Genomic DNA, 9,861 nt, shown 5'->3' with positions numbered 1-9,861 from the left:
TTTATTTTCTATATTTTGCAACCGAATAAATAATCAATTCAGAAATGTCGAAATCAAATAACGAAATATCCATAAGAAAAAAAGAGCACCTCGAACTTTGCTTAACAGATAATGTTGCATTCCAATCAAAGACAAATGGTTTTGAGAGATATGATTTTATCCATAATGCAATTTCTGAAGTTGATATTTCCAAAATATCATTTCATACAAATCTCTTTTCAAAAAAAATAAAATTTCCATTCTTGATTTCCTGTATGACTGGCGGCACAGCGGAAGCAGAAAATATAAATTTAAGATTAGCTTCTATTGCATACGAACTAAAAATACCAATAGGAGTAGGCAGTCAAAGACAAGCACTCGAAGACAAAAATTATCACGACTCATACAAGATAATTCGTAAAACCGCCAAGAATATTCCGGTGCTTGGAAATATTGGCGTGGCTCAACTTGTCCAATCAAAGAAACTGACTGAAATTTTATCTTTGATTGATATGCTCGAAGCAGATGCGTTTGTTGTTCACTTAAATCCGTTGCAAGAATTACTGCAAAAGGAGGGTGAACCAAATTTTGTCGGTCTATTGAAGAAATTGGAAAAATTAATTTCAAAAGCAAAAGTTCCAATAATAATAAAAGAAGTTGGTTCAGGAATTAGTAAGGACGCTGCAAAGAAATTATTAAGTATTGGCATTAGCGGAATTGATGTAGCTGGCGCTGGAGGCACAAGCTGGGCTGGTGTTGAAATTATCAGAAGCAAATCTGGAAATGATTTTTGGGATTGGGGATTACCAACATCTTACTGTTTAAGAGAAATCTATCCTTTAAAGAAAAAGTATAAATTCGCTTTAATTGGTTCAGGCGGAATAAATTCTGCGAATGATCTTGCTGTTGCCTTTGCTCTCGGTGCTGATGTTGCTGCCTCAGCAAGAATTATTCTTCAGACTTTGATGAATGATGGCGAGGATGCGGTTCAGAAAAAAATTGTAAATTGGTTTGATTACGTTAAAAAAATTATGTTTCTAACGGGATCAAAAAATCTTAATGAGCTTAAAAAAAATAAGCTTATCAAAAAGGAAGAATTGTTTTGAAACCTTCTGTTGCGGAAAAATATTTTCTCATCTACGAAAAAGAGAGAAAAATTATCGATCAAAGACTTTCAACAGCATTAAAAGATAGACAGCCATCGGAACTTTACAAACCTGCTTCTTATATTTTAGAAAGCAGCGGAAAGCGCTTACGACCTCTGCTTGTGATCCTTTCTGCAAAGGCTGTGGGAGGAAAACCGAAGCAAGTTTACAATGCTGCTGTTGCTGTTGAGATGCTTCATAACTTTACACTTGTCCATGATGATATAATGGATAATGCTGATTTGCGGCGTGGAAATTTAACGCTTCATAAAAAATATAATTTGAATACTGCAATTCTTGCAGGTGATTCGCTGCTCGCAGTTGCTTATGAGTTCATTTTGAAGGATTGTAAAGTTAATGCCAGAGAAGCACTAAACGCATTTACTCATGGATTGGTAGAAGTTTGCGAAGGACAAAGTCTTGATACACAATTTGAAACTCGAAAAAATGTTTCGCTGGATGAGTACATCGAAATGATTAGTAAAAAAACTGCTGCACTTGCACAAATGTGCTGCGAGCTTGGTGGTTACCTTGTTAACGGAAGTAAGCAGGATATTAAAGCACTTTCTGCTTACGGTAAATATTTAGGAATCGCTTTTCAGATTCAGGATGATTTGTTAGACATTACAGCCGATAAAGTTGATTTTGGCAAACGCATCGGCGGTGATTTAATTGAAGGCAAGAAAACATTTTTATTTATTGTAGCTTTAGAAAAAGCTGAAGGCAAAGACAAAGAAGATTTATTAAAAGTAATTGCTAATAAGGGCATTCGATCAAATCAAATTGAAAAGTATAAACAGCTTTATAAAAAGCTTGGTGTGATTGATGATGCAAAAACTGCTATTCGTAATTATTCGAACAAAGCATTAAGATCAATTGAGAATCTTTCAAATAAGAGAGAGGTGAATATTTTTCGCTGGCTTGCTGATTCATTAATCAAAAGAAATAAATAATGATTGAAAAAACAGTAAAGATTGTAAACAAAGCCGGGCTGCATACAAGACCGGCGGCGACTATTGTTAAACTCGCTGCAAAATATAAATGTGAATTTTTTATCTCACGAGATGGAGTTCAAATAAACGGTAAAAGCATTATCGGCGTGATGACTTTAGCTGCTGAAACAGGTGCCGAAATAGTACTTACATTTGACGGTGAAGATGAAGAACAAGCAGCCTTTGAAATTGCAGAATACTTTAACAGAGGGTTTGATGAATTATGAAAAGCTTCAGTAAACTTTATAAAAATTCTTTAAACAAGGTGACTGGAATCGCTGCCGCACCCGGAATCGTTATCGGACAGGTTTATTTATTTACAAAAGAAAAACTGGATATAAACAAAGGTGAAATTACTAATGTTGATGAAGCTATAAAAAATTTTAATGAAGCATTAAATAAATCTAAAAAAGAGCTTCAAAAAATTTTTGCTATGGCGCGTGAAAAAATGGATGATGCACGCGCATCAATTTTTGAAGCACAAATGATGATCCTCGATGATCCAATTCTTTTACAAAAAATTATTTATCGAATTGAAAAAGAATTAAGACAGCCCGAATATATTGTCCATGATGAAATATCTAAATATCAGGAATTAATGGTGCTGTCAAACGAGTCTTATATGAAAGATCGTGCGCACGATATTGATGATATTAAAAATAGAATCATTCGTAATCTTCAAAAGAAAAGACTACAATCAAAAATTAAACACGATGTAATTGTTGTCAGCGATTCTTTAACTCCGGCGGATGCACTATTACTTTCACGCAATAATGTGAAGGGCTTTGTCACTGATCACGGGGGATTACTTCACACGCCGCCATAGTATCGCGTTCGTTAAATATTCCTGCTGTTGTTGGTACTCATAATGCAACAGAAATTCTGAAGGACGATCAAACAATTATTGTTGATGGATTTCACGGTTATATTATTTTCGATCCATCGGAAGAACAAATTAATTTCTTTTCTCAAAAAATAAGCCGCTTGCTCAAACTTCAAGAAGAATTAATTGACCTGAAGGAGCTTCCTGCTGAAACTCTCGATGGAAAAGAAATTAAGTTGATGGCTAATGTTGATGTTTCGGGAGAGATTGATTTAGTTGTTACAACAGGTGCAAATGGAATCGGGCTTTATCGTACCGAGCAGATTCTAGATGAGCTTGGAGAATTCCCGACTGAGGATGAGCAAGCAGATATTTATTCTAAACTTGCTTCAAGAATTTATCCGGAAACTTTAATAATTAGAACTTTTGATATTGGAGGGGATAAATTTAAATTTCTCGATTTTGTTGAACCTAATCCATTCCTTGGTCTGCGGGGAATTAGACTGCTGCTTGAAAATTTAAGTTTGTTCAAGACACAGCTCCGAGCTATTCTTCGAGCGAGTAAGAATAAAAACATTCAGGTAATGCTTCCGATGATTTCTACAATTGAGGAAATATGGAAGTCTAAAGAAATTATTACTGACTGTAAGAAGGAATTAAAAGCAGATAAAATACATTTTGATAATCATATCAAAGTTGGAGTCATGATTGAAGTTCCTTCTGCGGCTGTTATGTCAAAAGAATTTTCTGAAGAAGTGGATTTTATAAGTATTGGTACAAACGATTTGATTCAATATTTAATGGCTGTTGATAGAGGGAATGATCTTGTTTCAAATCTCTACCAGGAATTTAACCCTGTGGTTATCAGAACTATTCAGCATATCGTAAAGGAAGCGAAGAAGAATCATAAATCGGTCAGCGTTTGCGGCGAGATGGCTGCCGATACACTTGCAATTCCATTATTAATTGGACTCGGTTTAGACTCGTTGAGCATTTCTCCATCTACTATTCTTTATGCTAAAAGAATTATCCGAAGCTGTGACTATAAAAAAGCCAAAGAACTTGCCGAGGAATGCCTCACCCTTCGTACGCAGGAAGAAATTATTAGTAAACTCGAAAAGTTTTTTGCAGATAATAACATAACAAGAACAAGACAAATAATTTAGGAGTAAAATGACTGTTGAAGAATTAGTTCATAAATATGATCCTCAAAATCAATTCAAAGTGTTAATTGATACTTATAAGCAAATTGATTACGCATGGAATAATCCAAATGATTTAGGAAATATTAAAAAAGAAAACATTAGCTCAATTATTGTTACAGGTTTAGGCGGCTCTGCTATGAGCGGTGACCTGCTTCAAAATTTTTGTGCAGGTGAAATTAAAATACCTTATTCAGTCAATAGAAATTATTTCCTTCCCGAATATGCCGATGAGTACTCGCTTGTAATTGTATCTTCTTATTCAGGCAATACAGAGGAAACTATTTCTGCACTTAACCATGCACTTAAAAAAAAATGTCAGGTCATTTGTATTTCTACCGGTGGAAAAATTAGTCAAACTGCCAAAAAAAATAATATTCCGGTTGTTGTTATTCCAGCCGGATTGCAGCCAAGATATGCACTTGGATTAAGTTTTTTTTCTTTGCTGAAAATTTTTCAAACCCTAAACCTCATTCCTGATCAATCAAAATATGTCGAAGAAATTCGTGAATTATGGAAACAAAATGGAGAAATATTTTCAACTGAAAATAATCTTGCGCATTCTTACGCAGAAAAAATTATAGGATACATTCCTATTATTTATTCCGCTGCTGATGTCACATCCGCGGTTGGTTACAGATTTAAATGTCAGTTGAATGAAAATTCAAAACTGCATGCATTCCATAATGTTATTCCTGAATTAAATCACAATGAAATCATCGGCTGGGAATCTTTCGATGATGATAAATTTCAGGCGAAACTTATTACCGTTTATGATGATTGCTATCTTCCCCAAATAAAAAAGCGATTTGAAATTACTTCTGAACTCGCTGCAAAAAGTGGAATTGAGGTTATTAACCTTTCGAGTAATAAGAATCAATTTAAGGTGCGATTAATGGATTTGATTTATTTAACTGATTGGATAACTTACTATACAGCAGTGCTAAGAGCTTTTGATCCAACAGAGATAAACAACATCAATACTCTTAAAGAAAGATTGGCTTAGCTGATAAATAAAAAATTTATTAATCATCACAGTATGTAAGTGTGAAGTATAAATTACTAATTCTTGTATTTTTTATAGTTTCAATCTCTACTTCCGAAGGTCAAATTTATTTCTTTGGAAGGAACAAAGTGCAATGGGATAAATTTAACTGGAAAGTGATTGAGACTGATCATTTCAATATTTATTATTATGATGATATGCAGGTCGTCGCTTCTATCGGCGCTGCCTATGCTGAAGAAGTTTACGAAGAATTAAAAATAAAGCTCAATCATGTTGTTACGTATAAAATACCACTGATATTTTATAACACTTCACTTCATTTTCAACAGACCAATACAACACCGGGATTTATACCTGATGGTGTCGGCGGCTTTTTTTGAATTTCTGAAAGGAAGGGTGGTAATTCCCAACACAGGTTCATTAAGCGATTTTAAACATGTTATCAGGCACGAACTTGTTCACGTTTTTGTAACTACAAAAATTTTAAGAATCCAAAGAGATCATAAAAAAAATGTCTCATCTTTTCCACCGCTGTGGTTTACTGAGGGTGTGGCAGAATTTTTATCAACTAAAGTTGATGCACAAGCTGAAATGGTGATGCGCGATGCAGTGATAAATAATAATTTCTTTAGTCTTGATCGGATGAATCTGATATACGGAACATTTTTAATGTATAAGGAGGGGCAAAATTTTCTTGAATATATCAAGGATGAGTATGGCGAAGAAAAAGTCATTCAGTTTATTGATAACTTTTGGATGTATTCGGATTTTGAAGATGTTATAGCATACACAATTGGAAAACCTATCGAAGAAATTGACAAAGGGTGGCTGATTTATCTTAAAAAAAAATATTTCCCGCTGCTTCAATCTAATTTCCCGGTTGAACTAAATGCAAAAAAACTTACTGACTGGGGTTTTAATTTTGCTCCCAGGCAATGCAGCATTGATTCTATTGACTATGTTTATTTTGTTGCTAATCGTGATGGCTACTCTTCAATATACCGATTCACTTATGATCAGGAGGGGGAGGCACTCTCACCGGAATTGGTTTTGCGAGGCGAAAAAACAGATGAGTATGAAGCCTTCCATCCCTTTTATTCTTCGATAGATATTTCAAAAAACAAATCACTTGCTTTTGTTTCAAAGTCAGGAGCTACTGATGCAATTTATTTATATGATATTGTCGAAGATGAAATTAATAAAAAATTACAATTTGATTTTTTAGTCAGTCTTTCTTCGCCAAAATTTTCTGATGATTCTAATCAATTAATTTTTCAAGCTGTGGATCGAAAAGGATTCAGTGATATCTTCGTTTATAATTTGTTAACATACGAACTGCTGCGATTAACAAACGATTATTATGATGATCGCGATCCGGTGTATTCTTCAACAAGTCAAATAATTTTTTCTTCGGATCGAACAACAGGAGAATTTGCAGGTAAGTACAATTTATTTTCTTATGATTTTTCGACAAAATTAATTTCACCAGTTACCTACCTAAATGCCAATTCATCTTCGCCAATTATTTCGGCTGACAAAAGACAGCTCTATTTCACTTCTGATTATGATGGCGTGAAAAATATCTGGAAGATGAACTTATCGGATAACTTACAAGAAAATAAAATATTTAAAGTCACATCTTTTTTGTCAAGCTCTTTTTATCCTTCGCTTGTTGATTCAACTAAAATACTTTTTGGCGGATTCGAAAATTTTTCATTTAATATTTATTCAATTGATTTAAAAAATTCCGAGACTGATACAATCGGGATTGATGTTTCATCGCGTAATATCAGCCGAAATAAATGGATACCGGATCAGATAAACACTCCCCCGAGTCAGCAGGAATTAAAGTATGAAAAAGATTACACGCTCGATTATGCTCAAAGTCAAATTGTTACTGATCCAATCTATGGAACACGGGGAGGGGCAATACTAACATTAAGTGATTTACTTGGCGATGATAGATATGATTTCTTGATTTTTAATTCGGCACAAGCGCAGAGTGAATTTCTCAAAAGTTTCAATATCGTAATGCAGAAGATCAATCTTTCAACCAGAACTAATTACGGTTATGGAATTTTTCACTTTAGCGGCAGAAGATATGATGTGCGTGATGCTGATCTTTTTTATTTCGAAAGAAGTTTTGGCGGCTATTTTGGAATGAGCTACCCCCTTTCTAAATTTCAAAGAATCGAAGCTACTTTAACTGTTGCCAATTCGGATAAGGAAGTAATTGAAGGCGTCATTGAAAGAAAAGCTTTGTTAGTAAGTAACAGTCTTTCGTACGTGATGGATAATTCACTTTGGGGACCATCGGGACCGGTTGACGGAATCAGAACAAAAATTTTACTCGGCTATACAGGCGATGTGAAATTCAGTAATGTAAACTACTTTAGTGTTATCGCCGATTACAGGCATTATTTCCGTCTGGGATTTCTTTCAACAATCGCATTGCGAACTTCGCTTTATTACAACGAAGGCAAAGAAGCGCGCCGCTATCTAATCGGCGGGAGCTGGGATTTACGCGGTTATCCTTTATGGTCAATACGCGGCGAGAAAGCATGGGTGGGGTCTGCAGAACTTCGCTTTCCGCTCATTGATGAAATTAATTTAAGACTGCCTTTTGTGAATATTGGCTTTGGCGGAATTCGTGGTGCTTTATTTTTTGATGCAGGCGGAGCGTGGGATCAAAAATATATCGAAACACTTGGGAGTGTCGGCTTTGGTTTTAGAATAAATCTTTTTGGTTTGCTTGTCTTGCGTTATGATATTGGAAAACGTATTGAACAAAACTTTACAAAATTTCAACCTCGATTATTCTACCAGTTTTTTTTCGGATGGGATTTTTGAAAAAAATATTTTATATACTGTTGCTTACAACATTTATTCTTTCGGGCTGTATCGGCTCAAGTATCAAGCTTAATTTTCTAAAAGATAATGATCCCTATCCTGTTTTTGGAAAGACCAATCAGCGGACATTTTACTTCCCCATCTCAGTTACGGATTCGATAAAACGGAAATATGATTATTCAGTAAGCGGAAGCTTTGCTAATTCATCGGTTGTGTTTCATAACCATTATCTTTTTGTTAATGATCTTTCAGGAAGAGTTTATTGCTATAATACTTCAACAGGTAAAAAGATCGGACATATTTCTTATAAAGGATCAATCTTTACCACACCCTTGATTCATCGTTCGTGGGTAATTTTTGCCAATGTACATTTTAATGAGGATTTAACTTCAATCATTATTTATGATTTTTCGCGTGCTGAACTTTACAAAGAAATTGTAATAAAAGGTAAAGTGAAAACTGAAATGCTTTTAATGTCGAATGGAATAATTTTTACGACGGAAAAAGGGGTAATCTACCGCTATGATTTTCTTGGTGAAAAACTTTGGCAGGTTGATACTAAATCAACAATCAGATGTTCACCCGCAATGCTGGATAATAATATTGTAGTCGGCAATGACAAAGGAGAAATTATTTTTATTAATGCCGGTACCGGTGAAATTCTTTTTAGAAAAAAATTTGAATCAATGTTCGATACCGGGATAATGATCAGCCGTAATAATATTTTCGTTGGAGATCATAATGGCAATTTATTCTGTTTAAATTCTGACGGCTCGCAAAAGTGGAATTTTCAAAGTGGCAGCAGGATTACAATGACGCCCGCTGCTGATGATTCATCAATCTATTTTGGTAATCTCAAGGGTCAATTATTCAATTTGAATATTTCCGTTAATGGAAAGTTGATTTGGACTTCGATTGTTGATGGAATTTTGAACATCACTCCTGCGGTAACGGATAATTTTTTAATAGTACCGGATCAGAATAAACAAATTCACTTTGTGAATAAATTTACAGGCCAGATTACAGAAAATCATTCACTTAATGGCAGAGCAAAACTTACACCTGTGATAAAAGACAGTACTCTTTATATTGGTTATGACAATGGAAATCTCGAGGCTTATGAATTTATTAGATAAAATAAAATTTGTGGTACTATTTGTCCTGGCACTTAATATTTTAATCTCAGCACAGGATAGTTGTCAGGCAGCGATTACTATCGAATGTGATATTCCAAATGTAATTTTATCATTTAATGGACTTGAGTTTGAACAAAGCAATCAGTTCATGCTTCAACTAAAAAAAGGGATTTATAAAATCACATTGATGGAAAACAGTGATAGACTTGGTGCAAAAACAATTTTTGACACTATCTATGTTGATGATTGTGATGAAAAATATTTTAAATATTTCTTCAGTGAAGAAGTCTTTCTCGATTCTAAACCACAGGATGCAAAAATTATCAGCGGCGATTCATTACTTGGTTATACACCATTATTTGTAAATAAGAATCTTTCCCCCTTCCTCATTTCTAAAGATGGATTCGAGTCTCTGTCTATTCTATCCAATCAATTAACGGAAAATAATATTTTCAATTTGAAATTTATTGGCAGCACAAAAAAAGAAAGTTTTCTTGAAACGCTTCAGTTTAAAATTATTCTTGGCGCAGTTGCCGTTCTTGGCGGTGTGACTGCTTACTACAAGCTTTTAGCCGATGATAATTATGATGATTATAAATTTACGGGCAATCAAGCATCACTTGATCTAACTAAAAAATATGACCTTATTTCAGGCATATCGTTTGGACTGCTTCAACTAAATTTTGGATATCTTCTTTACAATGTTTTTGCAGAATAAAAAATTAAAC

6 protein-coding genes and 2 pseudogenes are annotated in these 9,861 nt (G+C 34.3%); all 8 read left to right on the top strand.

The genetic code is table 11. From position 1 onward, the window contains the following. The first annotated feature begins 44 nt into the window (after positions 1–44). The 8 genes and pseudogenes from IPH11_12495 to IPH11_12460 all read left to right on the top strand — a co-directional run bounded on the left by IPH11_12495 (position 45) and on the right by IPH11_12460 (position 9,851). Complete coding sequence (locus tag IPH11_12495; protein ID MBK6914419.1) at positions 45–1,085, top strand: type 2 isopentenyl-diphosphate Delta-isomerase; 1,041 nt, start codon at positions 45–47, stop codon at positions 1,083–1,085. Beyond that, entirely contained in the window at positions 1,082–2,077 is a 996-nt protein-coding gene (locus tag IPH11_12490; protein ID MBK6914418.1) for a polyprenyl synthetase family protein, read from the top strand. The genes IPH11_12495 and IPH11_12490 overlap by 4 nt, the downstream gene beginning before the upstream one ends. Next, positions 2,077–2,343 carry an HPr family phosphocarrier protein gene (locus tag IPH11_12485; protein ID MBK6914417.1) on the top strand — a complete coding sequence of 89 codons (267 nt, stop codon included), beginning with the start codon at positions 2,077–2,079 and terminating at the stop codon, positions 2,341–2,343. Before IPH11_12490 ends, IPH11_12485 begins: the two co-directional genes overlap by 1 nt. Beyond that, positions 2,340–4,105, top strand: a pseudogene (gene ptsP / locus IPH11_12480) (phosphoenolpyruvate--protein phosphotransferase). Before IPH11_12485 ends, ptsP begins: the two are co-directional and overlap by 4 nt. A gap of 7 nt (positions 4,106–4,112) precedes the next feature. Beyond that, complete coding sequence (locus IPH11_12475; GenBank protein MBK6914416.1) at positions 4,113–5,147, top strand: bifunctional phosphoglucose/phosphomannose isomerase; 1,035 nt, start codon at positions 4,113–4,115, stop codon at positions 5,145–5,147. 41 nt (positions 5,148–5,188) lie between these two features. Next, a pseudogene (locus tag IPH11_12470) lies at positions 5,189–7,997 on the top strand (BamA/TamA family outer membrane protein). Then, on the top strand, positions 7,994–9,133 hold the full coding sequence (locus tag IPH11_12465) for a PQQ-like beta-propeller repeat protein (GenBank protein ID MBK6914415.1): 1,140 nt from the start codon (positions 7,994–7,996) through the stop codon (positions 9,131–9,133). The pseudogene IPH11_12470 and the gene IPH11_12465 overlap by 4 nt, the downstream one beginning before the upstream one ends. After that, positions 9,117–9,851, top strand: a complete 735-nt coding sequence (locus tag IPH11_12460) for a hypothetical protein (protein ID MBK6914414.1) — start codon at positions 9,117–9,119, stop codon at positions 9,849–9,851. The genes IPH11_12465 and IPH11_12460 overlap by 17 nt, the downstream gene beginning before the upstream one ends. Positions 9,852–9,861 lie beyond the last annotated feature (10 nt).

Source organism: Ignavibacteriales bacterium, from assembly GCA_016709155.1.
Lineage (GTDB): Bacteria > Bacteroidota > Ignavibacteria > Ignavibacteriales > Ignavibacteriaceae > JADJEI01.
This window is presented reverse-complemented; position numbering and strand designations above follow the sequence as displayed.